The sequence below is a fragment of the Geobacillus sp. 46C-IIa genome, from assembly GCF_014679505.1.
GTDB lineage: Bacteria > Bacillota > Bacilli > Bacillales > Anoxybacillaceae > Geobacillus.
In genome coordinates this window covers 1,037,830-1,056,980 of record NZ_CP061474.1, presented here as the reverse complement: position 1 = coordinate 1,056,980, position 19,151 = coordinate 1,037,830, and the positions used below count along the sequence as shown (strand labels likewise).

Genomic DNA, 19,151 nt, shown 5'->3' with positions numbered 1-19,151 from the left:
CATCACGGGAAAAGCGGCCGTCAATATGTGCCAACGGAAACGGCCGCTTAAATGTTGAAAAGGAAAACGGGAGCGATTCGCGTCATGATGGCTGCTTTCTCCGGTCTTGCGGATGGACGATGCTCGGGCGCACTTTCGCTCCCGCGACCGAACGGCGAACGACAATTTGCATAAATGCCGCTGGGTCAAAGGGGATGAACGGCCATAAGTACGGCGTGTTCAGCGAACGGATGCTGGCTAACCAAAGCAAATAAACGGTCGTTCCGATCACGAGCCCAGGCACTTTAAATAAGGCGACCAATATGACAAGCGCTAAGCGGGAAATTTTATTGGCTACACTGAGCTCGTAGCTCGGTGTCGCAAATGAGCCGATCGCCGCCACCGCGACATATAAAATGACTTCCGGCACAAACAGCCCGACATCGATGGCGATTTGCCCGATCAACACAGCGGCGATTAAGCCCATGGCCGTCGACAGCGGCGTCGGCGTATGGATCGCTGCCATCCGCAAAAACTCAATTCCGAAGTCGGCGAGCAAAATTTGCATGATAATCGGGATGTTTGTCTGTTTGTTCGGCCCGATAAACGCCCACGATTCCGGCAAGAGCGACGGCTCGAGCACAAACAGCACCCACAGCGGCAGCAAAAACAGCGACGACAAAATGCCTAAAAACCGCACCCAACGCACGAACGTTCCGACCCCCGGCGACTGCCGGTACTCTTCTGCGTGCTGGACATGGTGGAAGAACGTCGTTGGCGTAATAATGACGCTTGGTGACGTGTCGACCATAATGAGCACATGCCCTTCAAGCAAATGCGTCGCCGCAACGTCCGGCCGCTCCGTGTAGCGGACGAGCGGATACGGGTTATACCCTTGCCTGACTAAAAACTCCTCCACTGTTTTGTCACCCATCGTCAGCCCATCAACACTAATTTGTTTCAACTCGTTTTTGACGAGCTCGACAAGCCCCGGATCAGCGACATCTTTAATATAGGCGATGCATATATCGGTTTTCGATCGTTCCCCGACTTGCAAAATTTCAAGACGCAGCCGTTCATCACGGATGCGGCGCCGCGTCAATGCCGTATTGACGATAATGTTTTCGACATATCCGTCGCGGGCGCCGCGCACAACTTTTTCCGTATCCGGTTCTTGCGGCTGCCGACCCGGGTAGCTGCGGACGTCGACGGCGAACCCGGTTGATTCGCCTTCGATCAAGACGATGATCAATCCGGACAGGAGCTTATCGACTGCCTCATCAAGGCTTGTCACTGGGCTTACTTGCTGGTGGACAAGCCGGTTCTCGATAATTTGCCGCGCTTGGGCGACTTGGCGCTCATCGTCATTGACGCGCACGATTTGTTTTAGCAATTCGATAATATATTGCGTGTCGCATAAACCGTTGCAGTAATAAATATGTACTTCCCGGTTTAGCACATGAACTTTCCGCACACCTAAATCAAAGCTTGTGCCGACGCCGATTCGTTTTTGCAAAAACTTGGCGTTGTCAACGAGTTTCTCCGCGATCGGCACTTTTTCCTTTTTCTCTTTTTCCGGCATGGCCATCACTCCTTTCAAGAATCAACTCGACCGCCTTGCGCGTAATGGGCGCCCCGTTTTTCGCATTGTCGCGGTATCCCATTTTGCCGATATCGCCGATGCCGACGACAAGTGGAATGTTGAGCCGGTCAAGACAGTAGACGGTGTCGCCGTTAATCCGTCCGACGTCGAGATCGCGGACGCCTTCTTTATCGACTCCGTATTCTGTAATCAAGCCGTCACGGTCGATGCTGACGTGCACTTTTGTCCATTCGTGCTGGCGCGTATTGGAAGCAACCGCCAGCGCTCCGAGCACTTCAATTTGCTCATGCGCTGCTACGTAACGGAGCGCCTCTTCGCCCGATCCCTCCCCGATGGCGCCGCAATCGTCAAACATGACAAACACCGGGTCATGCGGCGTTTGCAAAATAAGCTCCACAAGCTGTTCGCCGCTTAGTTTCGTCGGATTGCCTTGCGAGCGGGAGATGCAGCGGCCGCCAAGATCGGCGGCCACCCGCTCGATCGCCCGGCAGGCAAATTCGTCTCCATCAGTCACTAGAATCACCCGTCGTTTTTTCATAATCTCTACCCTTTCGGTTTGCAAATGAGCGCGGCGAAAAACGAGCCAGCCACGATAAAGGCGAATAGAGCACCGGCAAAGCGAAACACTGCCGCTCCGGTCTCGACTAGGCCGTCCGGCCGCGGTTCGACAATCACGCCTTTCGCCAAAAAATAGCCAAATCCGCTCAGCGGCATCGTCGCCCCTGCGCCAGCCCAAGCGGCAAACCGGTCGTATACACCGCTAAACCCAAGGAGGACGCCCAAGATGACAAGCGCGCTGGCAACGCCGGCCGGCGACCATTTGCCGCGGTCGATGGCAAGCTGGGCGAGGGCGCATAGCAGCCCGCCGGCCAAAAATGCACGGACGTATTCCATCATTACATTCCCCCTTGCTCAGGCACGAAAGCCTTTTTATGGCGGCGAATCCGGCTCACGTTTGGCCGCTTCAATGACGACGCCGTGGGCGACGGCCGGAATCGATTGTTTTTGCTGCACCATCGTTTGGCTAAGAAGCGCCCCGGTGGCGACGACAAACAGCCGGCGAAACGTGCCGCGGTCAAGCTCGTTGAGCAAATAGCCGTACGTAACGACCGCCGAACAGGCGCAGCCGCTGCCGCCGGCAAACACCTTTTGATCCGGGCGGTAAATCATCAATCCGCAGTCGTTATAGACGTCGCTTATATCATAGCCGGATTCGGCCAGCAGCTCGCAGACGATCACGCTGCCGACGCGCGATAGGTCGCCGGTGACAATCAAGTCATAATCGCGCGGCGATGCCCCTAAATCGCGGAAATGCCGCTCGATCGTATCCGCCGCCGCCGGAGCCATCGCCGCCCCCATATCGAGCGGATTCGTCACCCCGGCGTCGATCACTTTGCCGATCGTCGCCGCCCGGATGCGCCATCGCCCCGGGATGCGGCCGACGAGCGCAGCGCCGGCTCCCGTGACGGTAAATGTCGCCGTTTTCGGCTTTTGCACCCCAAGTTCGGTTGGATAACGAAATTGCCGCTCTGCGGTCGCGTTATGACTGCTCGTCGCCACAAGCGCCGTATCGGCGAGCCCGCCGCCGACCAAAGCGGCCGCTGCCGCCAGCGTCTGCATCGACGTGGAGCAGGCGCCGAACAGGCATAAAAACGGAATCGGCATCCCACGCGCGACGTAGTTGGACGTCGCATTTTGGTTCAATAAATCGCCGGCTAAAAACAAATCCACATCGCGGGCAGAGATGCCGGCCTTTTGCAGACAGCGGGCAACCGCCTCGCTCATCAACCGCCGCTCGGCCAGCTCCCACGTCTCTTCGCCGCAATATAAGTCGCGATAGGAAATGTCAAAATAGCGGCCAAGCGGCCCATCAGCCTCGAGCGGACCGACAGCGGTGGCAGCGGCCCTGATGTAAATCTCCTCATCAAACACCCACGTCTGCTTCCCGACACGCTTCATGTCCTTCCCTCTTTTCGTTATGGCCAAAAGAGGCCGAGCACGTAAGCAACGATCATGCCGTAAATGATTGTTGCCCCCCCGGCTTTCAACATCTGCCCGGCCACTCCCGCCGTCCATCCTTCGCTCCGGTGCTCGATCGCTGCGCTGGAGAGGGCATTGGCCAGCCCCGTCATGAGCATCGTCGCCCCCGCACCAGCGAACTGGCTGAAGTCGTCATATCTCCCGGCGGCTGTCAGCGCGATCGCCAATCCGGCCATCACCGTCACCGCCCATAATTGAGCGGCAAACGGCGAAGCGGCAAACAGGCGGCCATGCCACTCAGCAAGCCATTGCGCCAGCGCGCAAAGCGCCCCGCCGGCAAAAAACGCCTTGGCCGCGTTGGCGGCGTATGGGGGAGAAGGCTGAAACGCCTTCACCTCACGGAGATAATCGGCCTTTAATCCCACGTTTTCTTCCCCCTTTTTCTAGTGAAAGTAATCGGCAAAATAAAGCCAATGGAACAATGAGCCCGCTACTTTGCCGAAGGCGATCGCCATCAATAAAATGACAATTTTATCGTCAACACCGATGCGTTTCGCTAAAATCGGCCAAACGTTCAATACTTCCGTCAGCGCCGCAGCGAGCATTCCAATAAAGATGCCATGCAACAATCCGATCGGCGCCAGCCAATATTTCGACAAGTGCCAGACAGAATGGCGCAAACTCATCCATCCGCCGACGATGACGCCGGCGACGGCGCTCCACTCGTACGCGTGGATGCACTTCATCGTTTTTGTCAGCTGCGTCAGGCGCGGAATGACGCCAAGCACGACTAAAAAAGCGACAAATCCGGTTCCAACCGCCAGCCCCCCAGCGAAGCCGACGAACACTACCAGCAAAATCTCAAGCGTCGTCAAGATGTCTCATGCTTTCTTTGTTTTCATGCAAAATCACGTATTGGTCAAGGGCCTGCTGGTAGTTGAACATTTCGACTTCAAGAGGGCTGGGCTCTTCATTAATCCGCTTGCGGAACCAATGGTTGAAAAATAACACCATCCCGATGCCAAGCCCGAGCGAATACGGAATTTGCAAAAGCAGCGGCTTGTCGACCGATTGGCCGGTCATCATTTCATACAGATGGCGATGCACTTTTTGCATGCTCACATCTTCATGAAAGTTCATAATGGCCATCGCCGAACCGACGAACAAAAGAAGCCAAACAAGAATAAAAGAAGCCGTCGAAAACCGCCGTTTTTCATACACAACTTCGACGATCGTCTGCGACGGGCCAACCATCTGCACATCGAGCGACTCGTCGACATCGAGCACAGCCCGGACGATGTGCATCATATCGATAATGACGATATTTTTGTCGCTCGGTTGAATGCGATAAAGCGGAATCACCTTCAGCCGTCGAATGAGCTTGCCATCCATCGCAGCGATTTGCGCCACCTGCCCCAACGTGACGAGCGCCTCCGGCTTTACTTGCACGCGATGGCGCGGCTTAATGAACACGGTGTTTGCCATCTGTCCCACACCTTTATCCCCATTTTGTTTTTCTTTAGTTTGTTTGGCTGAAAAAAGGATCATACAGCTTGTCGGCATTCACCATCAATTTCATAAAAATAGAAAAGAATGGGCGAACAATCCCCATTCTTTTTACGAAAATTTTTTCAGTTGTTGCATGATGCGGAAAAAATGGACTACCCGTCTATCTTTTCCCGCCCAATGCGGAAAAAATGGACTACCCGTCCATCTTTTCCCGCCCAATGCGGAAAAAATGGACTACCCGTCCATCTTTTCCCGCCCAATGCGGAAAAAATGGACTACCCGTCCATCTTTTCCCGCCCAATGCGGAAAAAATGGACTACCCGTCCATCTTTTCCCGCCCAATGCGGAAAAAATGGACTACCCGTCCATCTTTTCCCGCCCAATGCGGAAAAAATGGACTACCCGTCCATCTTTTCCCGCCCAATGCGGAAAAAATGGACTACCCGTCCATTTTTTCCTTTATGTGCTGCAATATTTTCTTTTCCAGCCGGGATACTTGCACTTGAGAGATGCCGAGTCTTGATGCCACTTCGGACTGGGTTTGGTCTTTGTAATAGCGCAAATAGACGATGAGCCTTTCGCGCTCGTCGAGCTCTTCGATCGCTTTTTTTAAGGCGATTTTGTCAAACCATGACGCCTCGTCGGCGTCGGCGATTTGATCGAGCAGCGTGATCGGATCGCCGTCGTTTTCGTACACCGTTTCATGGATCGACGCCGGCGAGCGGACGGCCTCTTGGGCGAGAACGACTTCTTCCGGCGAAATGCCCAAATGGTCGGCAATTTCGGTGACCGTCGGCGCCCGCCCGCGCGTTTTTGACAGCTCGTCTTTCGCTTTGCGGATTTTATTGCCCATCTCTTTCAGTGAACGGCTGACTTTCACCGTACCGTCATCGCGGAGAAATCGCTGGATCTCCCCGATGATCATCGGTACGGCGTACGTCGAAAACTTGACGTCATACGATAAGTCAAACTTGTCGACCGATTTTAACAAGCCGATGCAGCCGATTTGGAACAAGTCGTCCGGTTCGTAGCCGCGATTTAAGAAACGCTGGACGACCGACCAGACGAGGCGCATATTTTTTTCGATAATTTCATCGCGTGCTTCTTGGTCGCCTTCCTGGCTGCGGCGGATCAGCTCCTTCATCTCCTGATCTTTGATTGGCGACTGATCTTGCTTGACATCGACATCCATAGGCATGTCTCCCTCAGTTACATAACGCTTTGCTTTTGGCAATATGCTTTTTCAAATAAACGGTCGTCCCTTTGTTCACTTCCGACTCGACAACGACTTCATCCATGAAGTTTTCCATAATCGTAAAGCCCATGCCTGACCGTTCGAGTTCCGGCTTTGTCGTAAACAGCGGCTGGCGCGCTTCATCGATGTTGGCGATGCCGACTCCTTCATCTCTCACCGTCAAATGGACGACACCGTCTTCGATGATGACGGAAATGGAGACGATGCCGTTCGGATCATTGTTGTAGCCGTGAATGATGGCGTTTGTCACCGCCTCCGAGACGACCGTTTTGATTTCCGTCAGCTCATCCATCGTCGGGTCGAGTTGGGCGACAAACGCCGCCACCGTCACGCGGGCAAACGACTCGTTTTCACTGCGGGCGGAAAATTGGAGGTGCATTTCATTGCGCATTTACGCCACCCCCAATGCTTGCAAAGCAAATTGTTCATCCGCTTCAAAGCGGATGATTTTAAACAGCCCCGACATGTCAAACAGGCGCTTGACCGTCGGCGACACGGCGCAAACGACCATTTGCCCGCCGACGTTTTTAATTTGCTTATAGCGCCCTAAAATGACGCCGAGACCGGAACTGTCCATAAATGTCAACTGTCCTAAATTAAGCACAATATGGCGGACCGTCCGGTTTTCGAGCACGTCCGTCACTTGCTCGCGCAATTCCTCCGCTGTATGGTGGTCAAGCTCTCCAGAGAGGCGAACGATGAGCACGTCTTGCTTCACTTCCAGGTTGATCGCGAGACTCACAGCGTGTTCCTCCTTGTCCATTTCAGGATACGGAGAAGTTTCGCTGCCGCCCGCCGGAAATCCTGCCGCCCGACAAAACTAGTGGCCGTTCGCCAAAGAGAGTGGAAAGACGGCAAAAATTGACATTACCCCGCCTGAACGAAACGGCCGAACACACGCTTGAACAAATCCCAAAAGCTAGCCTCTGCCACCGTTTGTTTGGCGACGATCGGGCTGCGCAAAATCTCTTTTCCATCCTGCTTCAAAATAAGGACGCCAAGCTCATCGCCTTTTCGAATCGGCGCTTTCACGCGATCTTTCACTTTAATCACTTTTTCGATTTGCTCGATCGACTGTCCTTTTTTCGTCAGCACCGACACCGGCTCCGACGTCACGGCTGCGACCGACGTTTGCTTCCCCTTGCTGACATCGACGCGGGCGACCGTTTCATTGCGCTTATACACCGGATGGGCTTGATATTGGTGAAACGCGTAATCGAGCATTTTTGTAATTTGCGCGTTGCGCGATTTCGGCGTCGGCGCTCCAAAAACGACGGCAATGGCGCGCATGCCGTTCTTTTTCGCTGTCGCCGTCAAACAATATCCCGCTTCGCTCGTAAAGCCGGTTTTCAGCCCGTCAACACCTGGATAAAACTTGACAAGCCGATTCGTGTTCACAAGCCAAAACTTTTTATCCGTATTTTCGCGCAAATAGTCTTCGTATTTGCTCGTATAGTTTGTAATGCCCTCATATTTCAATAGTTCACGCGCCATCATCGCCATGTCATAGGCGCTGCTGTAATGTTCCTCAGCCGGCAGACCGGTCGTATTGACGAAATTTGTATTCTTTAAGCCTAGTTCTTTCGCTTTTTCGTTCATCATCTCCACAAACGCTTCTTCCGATCCGGCAATCCGCTCGGCCATGGCGACAGAAGCGTCATTGGCCGAACCGATGGCGATCGCCCGCAGCAGTTCATCGACCGTCATTTCCTCGCCTGGCTCAAGAAAAATTTGCGATCCCCCCATCGAAGCGGCATACTCGCTTGCCCGCACTTTCTCATCGTAGGAGAGCTTTCCTTCGTCGATCGCCTCCATGATCAGCAACATCGTCATAATTTTTGTCATGCTCGCCGGCGGCAGTTTTTCATGGGGATTCTTTTCATATAGGATCTTGCCGGTGTCGCGTTCAATTAGGATGGCCGACTTCGCCTCGTCAGCCAATTCAGCCTTTGCCCCCTTCGGTTCTTTCTCCTCAGCATACACGAAAAGGGGAAGGAAAAGAAGCAGCGGCAATAAAAGCAGACGGATGACTATCGTTTTCATCTCCCAAACCTCCATTCTTTATACATGCCATTTTTTCCAACAGAGATATTTTTATACAAACGGGCTAAAATAAAAAACGCCCGAAACAAACATTTCGAGCGTTTTTCCATAAACAACAGCGTCTTTTCTTGTACATCGGCAACGACCTTTTCTTTACACGATCGTCTCGTAAATGAGCGGCGGCGGAGCGACCGGCTGCGACGAGAGCCGAATGGCGGCGGCAAGCTTTTCTTCGACGTTACTCACATCCGGCCGATTGCTGTGGATCGTGGCCAGCGCTTCCCCTTTCTGCACACGATCGCCCACTTTCTTATGGAGCACGACGCCGACCGCCAAGTCGATGGCGTCCTCTTTTTTCGCCCGACCAGCGCCGAGCCACATGGCAGCGGTGCCGACTTCATCCGCAACGATCTCGGCAACATAACCGTCCTCGCTAGCGGCAACGGCAAACGTATACGCCGCTTGCGGCAGCTTGCCCGGGTCGTCGACGACCGACGGATCGCCGCCTTGGGCCGCCAAAAACGTTTTGAACGCCGCGATGGCGGCCCCATCGCGGATCGCCTCTTCAAGCAGACGGCGCGCCTCATCGAGCGACGGCGCCTTCCTTGCCAAGTAAACCATATGGCTGCCGAGCGTCAAACAAAGCTCTGTCAAATCGCGCGGCCCGTTCCCTTTCAGCGTAGCGATCGCCTCTTTCACTTCCAGGGCGTTGCCAACGGCATAACCGAGCGGCTGGCTCATATCGGAAATGACAGCCATCGTCTGCCGTCCAACACGCTTGCCGATATCGACCATCGCCCGGGCCAGTTCGCGCGCCCTGTCGAGTTCTTTCATAAACGCCCCGGCGCCCGTTTTTACATCCAAGACGATGGCGTCAGCCCCGGCGGCGATTTTTTTGCTCATGATCGAGGAAGCGATAAGCGGAATGCTGTTGACGGTCGCGGTCACATCGCGGAGCGCGTACAACTTCTTGTCCGCCGGCGTCAAGTCGCCGGTTTGGCCGATAATGGCGATCTTATTGTCATTGACGAGCCGGAGAAATTCATCTTTGCTGATTTCCACATGAAATCCGGGCACGGACTCGAGCTTGTCGATCGTGCCGCCCGTATGGCCGAGACCGCGCCCAGACATTTTCGCCACCGGCACGCCGACGGAGGCGACAAGCGGGCCTAAAACGAGCGTTGTCGTATCACCAACGCCGCCTGTTGAATGTTTGTCGACTTTCACGCCGCGAATGCCTGACAAATCGATGACCTCGCCGGAGTGCACGATCGCCATCGTCAACGCCGCTGTCTCTTCGTCGGTCATGCCGCGAAAATAAACAGCCATCGCCAACGCACTCATTTGATAGTCGGGAATATCCCCGTTCGTATAGCCGCGGATGATCCATTCAATTTCTTCGTTCGTCAGCGCCTGCCCATCGCGCTTTTTGGCAATCAAATCGACCATTCTCATCCCGATCACCTTTTCTTCTTATTTCGCCAGACCGGCGACAACCGCTTTAATGAGCCGCAAAAAGTCGGCTTTCACCCGCTCGGCTGTTTCGACGACTTCGTCATGATGGAGAGGAGCATCAGTCATGCCAGCCGCTAGGTTGGAAATGCACGAAATGCCGAGCACCTCCATGCCGGCATGGCGGGCGACAATCACTTCCGGGACGGTTGACATGCCAACCGCATCGCCGCCGAGCACACGAGCCATGCGAATTTCCGCCGGCGTTTCATATGACGGCCCGGTGTTAGCGACGTACACCCCTTCACGCACGCGAATGCCAAGCTTCGCCGCCGCTTCTTTGGCGAGTTGGCGCAGGCGTCGGCTGTACGCTTCGGTCATGTCCGGGAAGCGCGGACCAAGCTCCGGGTCGTTCGGGCCGATGAGCGGATTTGTGCCAAGCAAATTGATATGGTCGGAGATAATCATCAAATCGCCGGGGCGGAACTGTTCGTTCACACCGCCGGCGGCGTTCGTTACGATCAGTTCACGGACGCCGAGCGCCTTCATCACCCGGACGGGGAACGTCACTTCGCGAAGCGAGTATCCTTCATAATAATGAAACCGTCCTTGCATCGCGACGACCGCTGCCCCTTCAAGCCGGCCGCACACGAGCCGGCCGGCGTGCCCTTCGACCGTTGACACCGGAAATCCAGGAATCTCCTCATACGGAATGCGAACCGCCTCCTCGATTTCGTCGGCGAGCACGCCGAGTCCCGAACCGAGAATCAAGCCGATGGCAGGCGGCGCCGGCATACGCTGGCGCAAAACATCAGCTGCTTTTTCAATCGCTTGTCGATCCATTCCCTTGTTCCCCCTCACATCCTGTTCTCATCATGCCATGACGGTGGTTACAATTGTGCCAATTCCGCTAAAAAACTTGTTCCATAAGGCGGCAGACGGACGTGAAAATTATCAGCGATCGTCGCCCCGACGTCGGCGAACGTTTCGCGAATCGGGAGCGGCTTTCCGCCTTGAAAGCGCGGGCTGTACACCAAAAGCGGCACATATTCGCGCGTATGATCCGTCCCGTGGTGCACCGGATCATTGCCGTGATCGGCCGTGATGATGAGCAAATCATCCGCCGTCAGCCGCGGCAGCACATCGTTAAGCCGGGCGTCAAACTCTTCGAGCGCATCGCCGTATCCTTGCGGGTCGCGGCGATGGCCGTATTTGGCGTCAAAGTCAACGAGGTTGACAAAGCTGAGCCCGGTAAAATCCATGCCGAGCGTGTCGACGAGCTTATCCATCCCGTCCATATTCGACGCTGTCCGCAACGACTGCGTCACTCCTTCATTGTCGTAAATATCGGCAATTTTCCCGATGGCGACGACATCATACCCCGCGTCTTTCAGCTCGTTCATCACCGTGCGGCCGAACGGCTTGAGCGCATAGTCGTGCCGATTCGGCGTCCGTTCAAAGCGGCCCGGCGTCCCGATGAACGGCCGGGCGATGACGCGCCCGACCATGTACGGTTCATCGCGCGTCAGCTCGCGGGCGATTTCACAAATGCGGTACAGCTCGTCAAGCGGCACGACTTGTTCGTGGGCGGCGATTTGCAAGACGGAGTCGGCTGATGTATAGACGATGATCGCCCCCGTTTTCATATGCTCCTCACCGAGTTCTTCGATGATCGCCGTCCCGCTCGCCGGCTTGTTGCCGATCACTTTCCGCCCGGTGCGCCGCTCGAGTTCGGCAATGAGTTCGTCCGGAAACCCATCCGGAAAAACGCGAAACGGCTTGTCGATGCGAAGACCCATCAGCTCCCAATGGCCGGTCATCGTGTCTTTGCCGGCGGATGCCTCTTTCATTTTGGTATAGTAGGCGAGCGGATGGTCAACTTTCGGCACCCCTTGAATCTCGCGGATATGACTCAGGCCAAGCTTGGCCATATTCGGCATGTGCAAGCCGCCGCGATGTTCGGCGATATGGCCGAGCGTGTCCGCCCCTTTGTCGTTATATTTCTCGGCATCAGGCGCTTCGCCGATGCCGACCGAATCGAGCACAATTAAAAATACGCGCCGGTATGTTGCCTTCACATTCATTCCTCCCGCTTGCAATAAAAATTGTGTCTCTTTCCTATCGTTCCCATATTTCCGGCAAAACACGCCTTCATTATATTGGTCAGAAGTCTGACAACTAGATCAATAGGAGCGCGCTTAGCCACGGCGGCCGCTGTACGCTAGGCGCGCGGATGATACTGTTTATACACGTCCTTGAGGCGCGTTTTCGTCACGTGCGTATACATTTGCGTCGTCGAAATGTCAGCGTGCCCAAGCAGCTCCTGAACGGCGCGCAAGTCAGCCCCATTCTCAAGCAGATGAGTCGCAAACGAGTGTCGGAGCGTATGAGGCGTCATCTCTTTTTCAATGCCCGCTTCTTTGGCAAGCCGTTTTAAAATTTTCCAAAACCCTTGCCTTGTTAAGCGCTGGCCGTAATGGTTCAAAAACAGCGCCTCCGTCGCCCGCTTGTGCGGATTCACAAGCTGCGGGCGTCCGTGCTCCAAATAGCGGGTAAGCGCTTCAATTGCCATCCGGCCGATCGGCACGATCCGCTCTTTCCGCCCTTTCCCGTAGCAACGGACAAACCCCATCGTCAAATGCACGTCGCCGAGGTTGAGCTGCACCAACTCGCTGACGCGCATGCCGGTCGCATACAGCAGCTCAAGCATCGCCTTGTCGCGCAAACCGAACGGCGTATTCGTCTGCGGCGCCGCCATAAGCGCTTCGATTTCTTCTACAGACAGCACTTTGGGCAGCGTTCGCTCAAACTGCGGCGTTTCGATATGGACGGTCGGGTCTTGCGCCGCCATTTTCTCCCGCAGCAAAAACTGGTGGAACGAACGGATCGACGCCAAATGGCGGGCAATCGTCCTCGCTGATTGCCCTTGCTCGCTTAAAAACTTTAAAAAATGGAGAATATGCAGGCGCCCGACTTCGCCCCACGCCTCAAGCTGCTCGACGTGGCGCAAGTAGCGGACATATTTCTTCAAATCCCGCTCATACGAAATGATCGTATTGTGCGCCAAGTTCCGCTCTACCGTCAAATAGTGCAGAAAATCCTTCAATTCATGTTCCAATGTTCTCTACTCCCCGTCGCGATAAAAAAATAATAGCCGGTTGAGCCAGTCCGGAGGCGCGCTTTCGGTCGTCGATACTTTCACCGCCGATCCTCCCGGTTCATCATATCGGTGATAATATTCGTACTCGCGATGAAACCATACAAGACTATAATAAAATAAAATGGTGCATCCCGTAAACAAAAGAAATACTTTCACCATTTGCCAAACCGTTTTCATGGCACCCTCCCCATCGGCTGCTTGCCCACTTGCTAGTATGAGGATATGCCATTTGTTTCCCTATTTATACGCAAAAAAACCTTTCCCACTGGAAAAGGTTTTTATTTTTCTTCATGTTTTTGCTGGCAGCGGTGGCAAATGCCATGGAACGTCAAGCGGTGGTCTTTAATTTTAAACTTCCATTCCCGTTCGACAATGGCTTCGACGTCCTCAAGCAAATCTTCCTGAATTTCCGCCACCGATCCGCATTCGAGGCAAACAAGATGGTGATGGAAATGCGCCGCCCCTTCCTTGCGGAGGTCATAGCGTGATACCCCGTCCCCGAAATTGATTTTATCGACAATTTTCAGCTCAGTTAGCAGCTCAAGCGTCCGATAAACAGTCGCCAAGCCGATCTCTGGGGATTTTTCTTTTACGAGGAGGTAGACGTCTTCGGCGCTTAAATGATCCTCTTCATGTTCGAGCAGGACCCTTACTGTCGCTTCCCGCTGCGGCGTCAGCTTATAGCCGGCCGAGTGCAGCTGCTTCTTAATCCGTTCCAAACGATCTTCCATGTTTTCATTCCTCCCTCGCCATTCACCTCCCATTATAACAAATGTACGAGGGAAGTATCAAAGTAAAATAACTATTACAAGAGAACAATAATGATTATTATATAACAATTGTTATTAAGTTAATCATCCATTTGACCGTCTGCTTCATCAATACCGGCGAGAGGTACGCTTCCACCGCCGAGGAAACGATCAGTCCTGCAGCGATCGCCACCATCACCGCCGCATAGCGCATGACCATCGGGAATACCGGCTCGTGCGGCCGCTTCATAAACTGGTTGCGCACCATCTGCAAGGAAAACGAAATCGAGATGACGCCCATCACAATCATGAGCGGAATGACGATCAAGTTTTGCGGCATGACGGATACAAACGACAATACAAATCCTTGCCAGCTCATTTGGTTGACCAAAAAACCGACCGTAAAACCGACGACAATCCCTTTTAAAAACAGCAAAATAAAAATGATCGGCAAGCCGATGACGGAAATGCCAAGCACCCACATGAGAGCAATGTATTTGACGTTATGCATATAGCTTTGGCGGAACATATCATGGGCGCTCGCCAAATTGTCTTTCGATACTTGTCCAAAAAATTGCGTCAAGTAATAGTACAAGTCTTGCTTTTGACTGAAGCCGAGGCTGTTGACGACAATAGCGCCAAAAATAACGCCCATCAAAAACAGGACGATCACAAACACGTATAGTGAGGCGTGTTCGCGCAAGTGAATGGCGACGGCCGATTTCAACGGATGGGTTCTCATCGTGCTTCGTCCTCCCATTTGTCTCTTAGTAGATTGTATGTCCATCCGCTTCGTATATGACTGTTTTTCAAAAAAGCGGGATTGCCCGCTGGCAATCCCGCTTTCCATCACCATCGCTCCGCCTGCATACGGCAAACGGCCGCTCGTTTGTGGAGCAAGGTCTTCCCCGCAGCGTTTTCTCCACGCTCATTTCTCCTGCACTTTTCCGTATTTCCCGCCGCCGCCGGCTTCGATGGCGAGCGCTCCGCTGCGAGCGAGCACGATCAGCCGAGCGAGCTTTTCCCCGACCGTCTCGGCGAGCTCTTCTTCCGCCGCCTCATGCAGCACGCGCATTTCCGTGCCGAAACGGCCGAGCAGCTTTTCGTACGCCTTCGGGCCGAGCCCGGGGATAAATTCAAGCGGCACTTGATATATGTAAGGCGGCCGCTTCGGTCCGTGCTCCGCCGTTTTCAACTCCTCGAGCCGGTCTGATACCCCTTTAATGAAGCGATGGTGACCGCACGCCGGACAGCGCTCGGCCTCAGGCGGGACCGGCGTTAGGCAGCGTTCGCACACCGTCCGGTGGTATTTGCCAAGCTTTGGATTCAAGCCGTAATTGGCGACGATCGCGCGCCCGTCCTCGCCCCGGAACGCCTTTTCCAGCTCGGCAAACGTCGGGGCGGCCAGCCGCACTTGTTCATATTCGCGGGCGATTTTTCGCAATGAGTGGGCATCGGAGTTCGTCAAATACGGATAACGGTGCAGCTCGGCGATTTGGTCAGCCATCGCCGTATCAGCGCTCAATCCAAGCTCGACAGCGTCAATTTGATCGGGATCGAACACTTCCGTTAAGCTCCGTTCGACCCCTTTTCCGTACAAACTTTTAAACGGGGTGAACGCATGCGCCGGAATAAACCAGCCGCCCTGTTCCTTCACCGTCGCTTGCAGCTCGCGTCCTGAAGCGTAAATGCGCTGCGAGCTGAGCGATACGTTTTTCACCCGTTCGCCAAGCCAAGTGGAAAAGGCGCGCATCGCTTGAACGGTCGGCAAAAAAACGAGGACGTGGATCGGTCCTTGGCAACGGTCGTCGTACACTTCGATTTCGCTGCCTAAAAGCAACGTCACGTTCCCAGCGTCAATGCCGCCCCCGTGATGTTCCCGCCATCCGTGTCCATCCATCGCCCGTTCGAGCTCATCGAGCACTTCCGGCACATGACTGTCAATGACGCCGACCAAATCAATTCCTTTTACGTACGCCGCTTCATGCAAAATGTTGGCGAGCGTCAACGTCCGCGCCCCGGTAATTTTCACCGGGCGGCCGGAGGCGGTGCGGCCGATATGAATATGCAGATCGGCGTAATAGCGGCCGAGGCCGCCATCGGTTTTTTCGTTAAGCATGCCGTTCCCCAAGCGCGCGGCGCAGCTGCAAATATTGCAAGGCGTACGCCGTTTTCGCATCGTAAATGTCGCGCCGTTCAAGCATATCCAACGCCTCCTCTAACGTCACTTCCAACAGTTCGACAAATTCATCTTCATCCAAACCGGCGCCATCTTCGACTTTTTCGAGCCCTTCAGCGACGTACAAATGGATGAGCTCATCGGCAAATCCGGGCGATGTATAAAACGAAATGAGATGGCGCATCGATTGGGCGCGGTAGCCGGTCTCTTCTTCGAGTTCGCGGCGCGCGGAAGCGAGCGGCTCTTCCCCATGTTCTAGCTTGCCCGCCGGAATTTCAACCAATGCGCGCTCGAGCGCTTTTCGATACTGGCGGACAAGGACGATCTTTCCATCCGGCAAGAGCGGCAACACTGCCACCGCCCCCGGATGTTTAATCACCTCGCGCTGGCTTGTTTTCCCGTTTGGCAGCTCCACGTCTTCAACATACAGTTCGATGATGCGGCCGCTGAACAGTTTTTCCCGGCGGACGGTTTTTTCGTACAACTGATCCATTCTTCTTCTCCCCTATCGTTTGATCAATTCTTTTCCATTGTACTACATATTTGGCCATTTTTTCGCCCCTGTTGTACAATGAACATGTAGGAAGGGAGCGTAGCACAGTGAACAAACGACGCATCGGCACATCGGATTTGTATGTGAGCGAAATCGGGCTCGGCTGCATGTCGCTTGGCACCGATGAACGCAAGGCGATCCGCCTCATTCACGAAGCGCTGGAGCGCGGCATCAACTATTTGGATACGGCCGACTTGTATGACCGCGGCTTAAACGAGGAATTTGTCGGCAAAGCGGTGAAAGGAAAACGCGATCAAGTGATCATCTCCACCAAAGTCGGCAACCGTTGGCGCGCAGACGGAAGCGGCTGGGATTGGGATCCGTCCAAATCATATATCAAACAAGCGGTCAAAGACAGTCTGCGCCGCCTGCAAACAGACTACATTGACTTATACCAGCTCCACGGCGGCACGATCGACGACCCGATCGACGAGACGATTGCAGCGTTTGAGGAGTTAAAACAAGAAGGCGTCATCCGCTGGTACGGCATTTCCTCGATCCGCCCGAACGTCATTCGCGAATATGTGAAACGTTCGAACATCGTCAGCGTCATGATGCAATACAGCCTGCTTGACCGCCGCCCGGAAGAGTGGTTCCCGCTCTTGCGTGAACATCACATCAGCGTCATCGCCCGCGGCCCGGTCGCTAAAGGCTTGCTTACCGACCGCCCGATCGGAGCGGCGCAGGCGGCGGTGAAAGAACACGGCTATCTCGATTACTCGTACAGCGAACTGCAAACACTCATCCCGAAGCTAAAAGAGAAAACGGGCAACCGCCGTTCCATGACCGCGACCGCCCTTCAGTTTTGTCTGTATGATCCCGTCGTCGCCGCCGTCATTCCGGGGGCGAGCCGGCTCGAGCAGCTGACAGAAAACATCGCGGCCGCATCCGCGCCGCCGCTTGAGGCTCACGAATACAAATGGTTAAAACAAGCAACAAAGCGCTCGATATACGAAATGCACCGGTAAAGAAAAGAGCCCACAGCGCCAACATGGCCGCTTGCGGGCTCTTTTTTCATCATTTTTCCCTTCTCGTCAGGCAACCTCATCATCTACATACTTGTCCCTTGCCGCCCCCAAGCCAAACACCATCATGGCCGCGCAAACGATTAACAGTAAAACGAGGGGAGGGATGAAATGACCGGCTGCATCATACAGCGCGCCAAACAGCGGCGGGCCGGCCGCCGACAGCAAATAGCCGACAGACTGAGCCATGGCAGAAAGCTGAGCGGCCTCGAGCGGGCGGCGCGTCCGCAGCGTAAACAGCATCATGGCAAGGGAAAACGACATGCCGGCACCGACACCGGCAAAGAACGCCCCCGCCCATAGCCACCCTCCTCGACCGACTAATAAAGCGGCCGTCCCCGCCACTTTCAACAGCACCGATGAGGCGATCAACCCTTTTTGATCCTTCATCCGCTCAGCCAACAGCGGAGACAAGAACATCATCGGCAGCTGGGCGAACTGAAAGAAAAACAACAGCCAGCCGGCTGTATCGGCTGCCATTCCTTTTCCTTGCCCAAGCTCTGGCAGCCATGTAATGACGCAATAAAAGAAGAATGATTGCAGCCCCATAAACAGCGTCACTTGCCAGGCGAGCCATGAACGCCAAAATGACGAGCGCCGGCTTCCTGATGGAGTGGCAGCGGATTTCCGGCGCTGGATTTGCGGCAACCAAATGACAATGGCGATGAGAGTAAGCAACGCCCAAAAGCGAAGCGCTCCTTCCCAGCCGATCCCCCACTCATCAGCGAGCGGAACAGCAAGACCGGAAGCAAAGGCGGCGCTGACGTTCATCGTCACCGTATAGACCCCCATCATTAAGCCGACCCGCTCAGGAAACGCGTCTTTGACAAGCGCCGGCATAAGGACGTTGTTGACAGCGATCGCCGCACCAATCAGCGCTGTGCCGATAAACAGCCAAGAGCTGCCTGCGAGCGGGCGGATGAGTTCGCCAACAAGCAAGACGACGAGCGAATAAAATAGCGTCCGCTCCATCCCGGCCCGGCGGGCAAACAGAGCGGCCGATGGCGCCAGCAAGGCGAAAGCCAACAGCGGAATCGTCGTCAGCGCCCCAGCGGCAGTGTAGGAGAGGCCCAGCTCCCGCTGCAATTCAGGGACAAGCGGGCCGACCGTGGTGATCGGTGCGCGCAAATTCGCAGCCAAGGCGACGACCGCGGCCGCCATGAACGCCGGGGAAACCGATGCACCCGCCGCCGCAGTTTTTTGCCTCATCCATCGTTTCCTCCTTTATTTAAACTTGCGCCAGTCCAGCTCGCTTTCTTCAAGCAGCTCGGCAAACGACTTCCGCTCGTCGCGCCGGCGCGCTTCCTCGCGGCGCCGCGCTTCTTCTGCCGCCCGCTGACGCTGTTGTTCCTCGGCAAGCGCCCGCTTTTTCGCAATCAGCTTCGCTTCGATGTCGGCGCCCAGCCGGTCAGCGAGCGTCACCGTCGATTGCTCTTGTTCTTTTTTCCGCACCGCATATGGTTTCACCATTTTCACCCCCTTGCATAACCGCCGCTCGTTTGTCAAACGATACAACTAAACGACATGGAAAAGGAGAGATGACCGATGGCTAAAAACCGCGCTCAAAAAGGAAAACCGTCCGCCGATGCGGTCAAACCGGTGATCGCCAAAGAAGAGCTGGAAAAAGCGATCCATCCGACAAAGCGACAAAACAGCCCGCAATA

Annotated in this window: 23 protein-coding genes; 1 reads left to right on the top strand and 22 read right to left on the bottom strand. The window is 54.8% G+C overall.

What is annotated here, in order from left to right; all coding sequences use genetic code 11:
• Nucleotides 1-82 precede the first annotated feature (82 nt).
• The 20 genes from IC803_RS05375 to IC803_RS05280 form a co-directional block, all read right to left on the bottom strand.
• A complete protein-coding gene (locus IC803_RS05375) occupies nucleotides 83-1,561 on the bottom strand; it encodes a spore germination protein (protein ID WP_081209199.1) in 1,479 nt (492 codons plus the stop codon).
• Entirely contained in the window at nucleotides 1,509-2,120 is a 612-nt protein-coding gene (locus tag IC803_RS05370) for a stage V sporulation protein SpoVABEA (RefSeq protein ID WP_081209201.1), read from the bottom strand. Before IC803_RS05370 ends, IC803_RS05375 begins: the two co-directional genes overlap by 53 nt.
• Nucleotides 2,121-2,125: 5 nt before the next feature.
• Complete coding sequence (locus tag IC803_RS05365; RefSeq protein WP_190304270.1) at nucleotides 2,126-2,476, bottom strand: SpoVA/SpoVAEb family sporulation membrane protein; 351 nt, start codon at nucleotides 2,474-2,476, stop codon at nucleotides 2,126-2,128.
• Between the two features lie 36 nt (nucleotides 2,477-2,512).
• Nucleotides 2,513-3,541, bottom strand: coding sequence for a stage V sporulation protein AD (spoVAD, locus tag IC803_RS05360; protein ID WP_081209205.1), 1,029 nt, complete (start codon nucleotides 3,539-3,541; stop codon nucleotides 2,513-2,515).
• A gap of 17 nt (nucleotides 3,542-3,558) precedes the next feature.
• Nucleotides 3,559-3,987: a SpoVA/SpoVAEb family sporulation membrane protein gene (locus tag IC803_RS05355; RefSeq protein ID WP_081209207.1), complete on the bottom strand. Its 429-nt coding sequence runs from the start codon at nucleotides 3,985-3,987 to the stop codon at nucleotides 3,559-3,561.
• A gap of 18 nt (nucleotides 3,988-4,005) precedes the next feature.
• Entirely contained in the window at nucleotides 4,006-4,437 is a 432-nt protein-coding gene (locus tag IC803_RS05350) for a stage V sporulation protein AB (RefSeq protein WP_081209209.1), read from the bottom strand.
• On the bottom strand, nucleotides 4,424-5,047 hold the full coding sequence (locus IC803_RS05345) for a stage V sporulation protein AA (RefSeq protein WP_081209211.1): 624 nt from the start codon (nucleotides 5,045-5,047) through the stop codon (nucleotides 4,424-4,426). Before IC803_RS05345 ends, IC803_RS05350 begins: the two co-directional genes overlap by 14 nt.
• Nucleotides 5,048-5,510: 463 nt before the next feature.
• Entirely contained in the window at nucleotides 5,511-6,263 is a 753-nt protein-coding gene (gene sigF / locus IC803_RS05340; protein WP_081209213.1) for an RNA polymerase sporulation sigma factor SigF, read from the bottom strand.
• Between the two features lie 13 nt (nucleotides 6,264-6,276).
• Nucleotides 6,277-6,717, bottom strand: a complete 441-nt coding sequence (spoIIAB, locus tag IC803_RS05335) for an anti-sigma F factor (protein WP_081209215.1) — start codon at nucleotides 6,715-6,717, stop codon at nucleotides 6,277-6,279.
• Complete coding sequence (gene spoIIAA / locus IC803_RS05330) at nucleotides 6,718-7,068, bottom strand: anti-sigma F factor antagonist (RefSeq protein ID WP_063165380.1); 351 nt, start codon at nucleotides 7,066-7,068, stop codon at nucleotides 6,718-6,720.
• A 125-nt stretch (nucleotides 7,069-7,193) separates the two neighbouring features.
• Nucleotides 7,194-8,369: a D-alanyl-D-alanine carboxypeptidase family protein gene (locus tag IC803_RS05325; RefSeq protein WP_081209217.1), complete on the bottom strand. Its 1,176-nt coding sequence runs from the start codon at nucleotides 8,367-8,369 to the stop codon at nucleotides 7,194-7,196.
• Between the two features lie 153 nt (nucleotides 8,370-8,522).
• Nucleotides 8,523-9,824, bottom strand: a complete 1,302-nt coding sequence (locus IC803_RS05320) for a pyrimidine-nucleoside phosphorylase (RefSeq protein WP_081209219.1) — start codon at nucleotides 9,822-9,824, stop codon at nucleotides 8,523-8,525.
• A gap of 18 nt (nucleotides 9,825-9,842) precedes the next feature.
• Nucleotides 9,843-10,664 (bottom strand): purine-nucleoside phosphorylase, encoded by an 822-nt coding sequence (locus IC803_RS05315; protein WP_081209222.1) that lies wholly within the window; start codon nucleotides 10,662-10,664, stop codon nucleotides 9,843-9,845.
• Between the two features lie 47 nt (nucleotides 10,665-10,711).
• Nucleotides 10,712-11,905 (bottom strand): phosphopentomutase, encoded by a 1,194-nt coding sequence (gene deoB / locus IC803_RS05310; protein ID WP_081209224.1) that lies wholly within the window; start codon nucleotides 11,903-11,905, stop codon nucleotides 10,712-10,714.
• Nucleotides 11,906-12,042: 137 nt separating this feature from the next.
• The gene (xerD, locus tag IC803_RS05305) at nucleotides 12,043-12,939 is read right to left on the bottom strand and encodes a site-specific tyrosine recombinase XerD (RefSeq protein WP_081209226.1); all 897 of its coding nucleotides are present in this window, start codon (nucleotides 12,937-12,939) and stop codon (nucleotides 12,043-12,045) included.
• 6 nt (nucleotides 12,940-12,945) lie between these two features.
• Nucleotides 12,946-13,158: a YqzK family protein gene (locus IC803_RS05300; protein ID WP_063165374.1), complete on the bottom strand. Its 213-nt coding sequence runs from the start codon at nucleotides 13,156-13,158 to the stop codon at nucleotides 12,946-12,948.
• A 101-nt stretch (nucleotides 13,159-13,259) separates the two neighbouring features.
• Complete coding sequence (locus tag IC803_RS05295) at nucleotides 13,260-13,712, bottom strand: ferric iron uptake transcriptional regulator (RefSeq protein WP_063165373.1); 453 nt, start codon at nucleotides 13,710-13,712, stop codon at nucleotides 13,260-13,262.
• Nucleotides 13,713-13,809: 97 nt separating this feature from the next.
• On the bottom strand, nucleotides 13,810-14,472 hold the full coding sequence (gene spoIIM / locus IC803_RS05290) for a stage II sporulation protein M (protein ID WP_081209228.1): 663 nt from the start codon (nucleotides 14,470-14,472) through the stop codon (nucleotides 13,810-13,812).
• Nucleotides 14,473-14,658: 186 nt separating this feature from the next.
• Complete coding sequence (locus IC803_RS05285) at nucleotides 14,659-15,849, bottom strand: TIGR00375 family protein (protein ID WP_081209230.1); 1,191 nt, start codon at nucleotides 15,847-15,849, stop codon at nucleotides 14,659-14,661.
• A complete protein-coding gene (locus IC803_RS05280; RefSeq protein WP_081209232.1) occupies nucleotides 15,842-16,402 on the bottom strand; it encodes an NUDIX domain-containing protein in 561 nt (186 codons plus the stop codon). Before IC803_RS05280 ends, IC803_RS05285 begins: the two co-directional genes overlap by 8 nt.
• Before the next feature lie 107 nt (nucleotides 16,403-16,509).
• Between IC803_RS05280 and IC803_RS05275 the strand changes: the two genes are divergently transcribed.
• Nucleotides 16,510-17,430: an aldo/keto reductase gene (locus tag IC803_RS05275; RefSeq protein WP_081209234.1), complete on the top strand. Its 921-nt coding sequence runs from the start codon at nucleotides 16,510-16,512 to the stop codon at nucleotides 17,428-17,430.
• Nucleotides 17,431-17,496: 66 nt separating this feature from the next.
• Here the strand turns inward: IC803_RS05275 and IC803_RS05270 are convergent, their stop codons facing one another.
• Together IC803_RS05270 and IC803_RS05265 are read right to left on the bottom strand one after the other, a co-directional pair.
• On the bottom strand, nucleotides 17,497-18,696 hold the full coding sequence (locus IC803_RS05270) for a CynX/NimT family MFS transporter (protein ID WP_081209236.1): 1,200 nt from the start codon (nucleotides 18,694-18,696) through the stop codon (nucleotides 17,497-17,499).
• Nucleotides 18,697-18,711: 15 nt separating this feature from the next.
• Nucleotides 18,712-18,957: a YqkE family protein gene (locus IC803_RS05265; RefSeq protein ID WP_081209238.1), complete on the bottom strand. Its 246-nt coding sequence runs from the start codon at nucleotides 18,955-18,957 to the stop codon at nucleotides 18,712-18,714.
• Nucleotides 18,958-19,151: the final 194 nt, after the last annotated feature.

Bases quoted from the DNA above. Each gene is read 5' to 3' on its own strand.
- IC803_RS05375 (WP_081209199.1), bottom strand. From the start codon at position 1,561: ATGCCGGAAAAAGAGAAAAAGGAAAAAGTGCCGATCGCGGAGAAACTC.
- IC803_RS05370 (WP_081209201.1), bottom strand. From the start codon at position 2,120: ATGAAAAAACGACGGGTGATTCTAGTGACTGATGGAGACGAATTTGCC.
- IC803_RS05365 (WP_190304270.1), bottom strand. From the start codon at position 2,476: ATGGAATACGTCCGTGCATTTTTGGCCGGCGGGCTGCTATGCGCCCTC.
- spoVAD (WP_081209205.1), bottom strand. From the start codon at position 3,541: ATGAAGCGTGTCGGGAAGCAGACGTGGGTGTTTGATGAGGAGATTTAC.
- IC803_RS05345 (WP_081209211.1), bottom strand. From the start codon at position 5,047: ATGGCAAACACCGTGTTCATTAAGCCGCGCCATCGCGTGCAAGTAAAG.
- sigF (WP_081209213.1), bottom strand. From the start codon at position 6,263: ATGGATGTCGATGTCAAGCAAGATCAGTCGCCAATCAAAGATCAGGAG.
- spoIIAB (WP_081209215.1), bottom strand. From the start codon at position 6,717: ATGCGCAATGAAATGCACCTCCAATTTTCCGCCCGCAGTGAAAACGAG.
- IC803_RS05325 (WP_081209217.1), bottom strand. From the start codon at position 8,369: ATGAAAACGATAGTCATCCGTCTGCTTTTATTGCCGCTGCTTCTTTTC.
- IC803_RS05320 (WP_081209219.1), bottom strand. From the start codon at position 9,824: ATGAGAATGGTCGATTTGATTGCCAAAAAGCGCGATGGGCAGGCGCTG.
- IC803_RS05315 (WP_081209222.1), bottom strand. From the start codon at position 10,664: ATGGATCGACAAGCGATTGAAAAAGCAGCTGATGTTTTGCGCCAGCGT.
- deoB (WP_081209224.1), bottom strand. From the start codon at position 11,905: ATGAATGTGAAGGCAACATACCGGCGCGTATTTTTAATTGTGCTCGAT.
- IC803_RS05300 (WP_063165374.1), bottom strand. From the start codon at position 13,158: ATGAAAACGGTTTGGCAAATGGTGAAAGTATTTCTTTTGTTTACGGGA.
- IC803_RS05295 (WP_063165373.1), bottom strand. From the start codon at position 13,712: ATGGAAGATCGTTTGGAACGGATTAAGAAGCAGCTGCACTCGGCCGGC.
- spoIIM (WP_081209228.1), bottom strand. From the start codon at position 14,472: ATGAGAACCCATCCGTTGAAATCGGCCGTCGCCATTCACTTGCGCGAA.
- IC803_RS05285 (WP_081209230.1), bottom strand. From the start codon at position 15,849: ATGCTTAACGAAAAAACCGATGGCGGCCTCGGCCGCTATTACGCCGAT.
- IC803_RS05280 (WP_081209232.1), bottom strand. From the start codon at position 16,402: ATGGATCAGTTGTACGAAAAAACCGTCCGCCGGGAAAAACTGTTCAGC.
- IC803_RS05270 (WP_081209236.1), bottom strand. From the start codon at position 18,696: ATGAGGCAAAAAACTGCGGCGGCGGGTGCATCGGTTTCCCCGGCGTTC.
- IC803_RS05265 (WP_081209238.1), bottom strand. From the start codon at position 18,957: ATGGTGAAACCATATGCGGTGCGGAAAAAAGAACAAGAGCAATCGACG.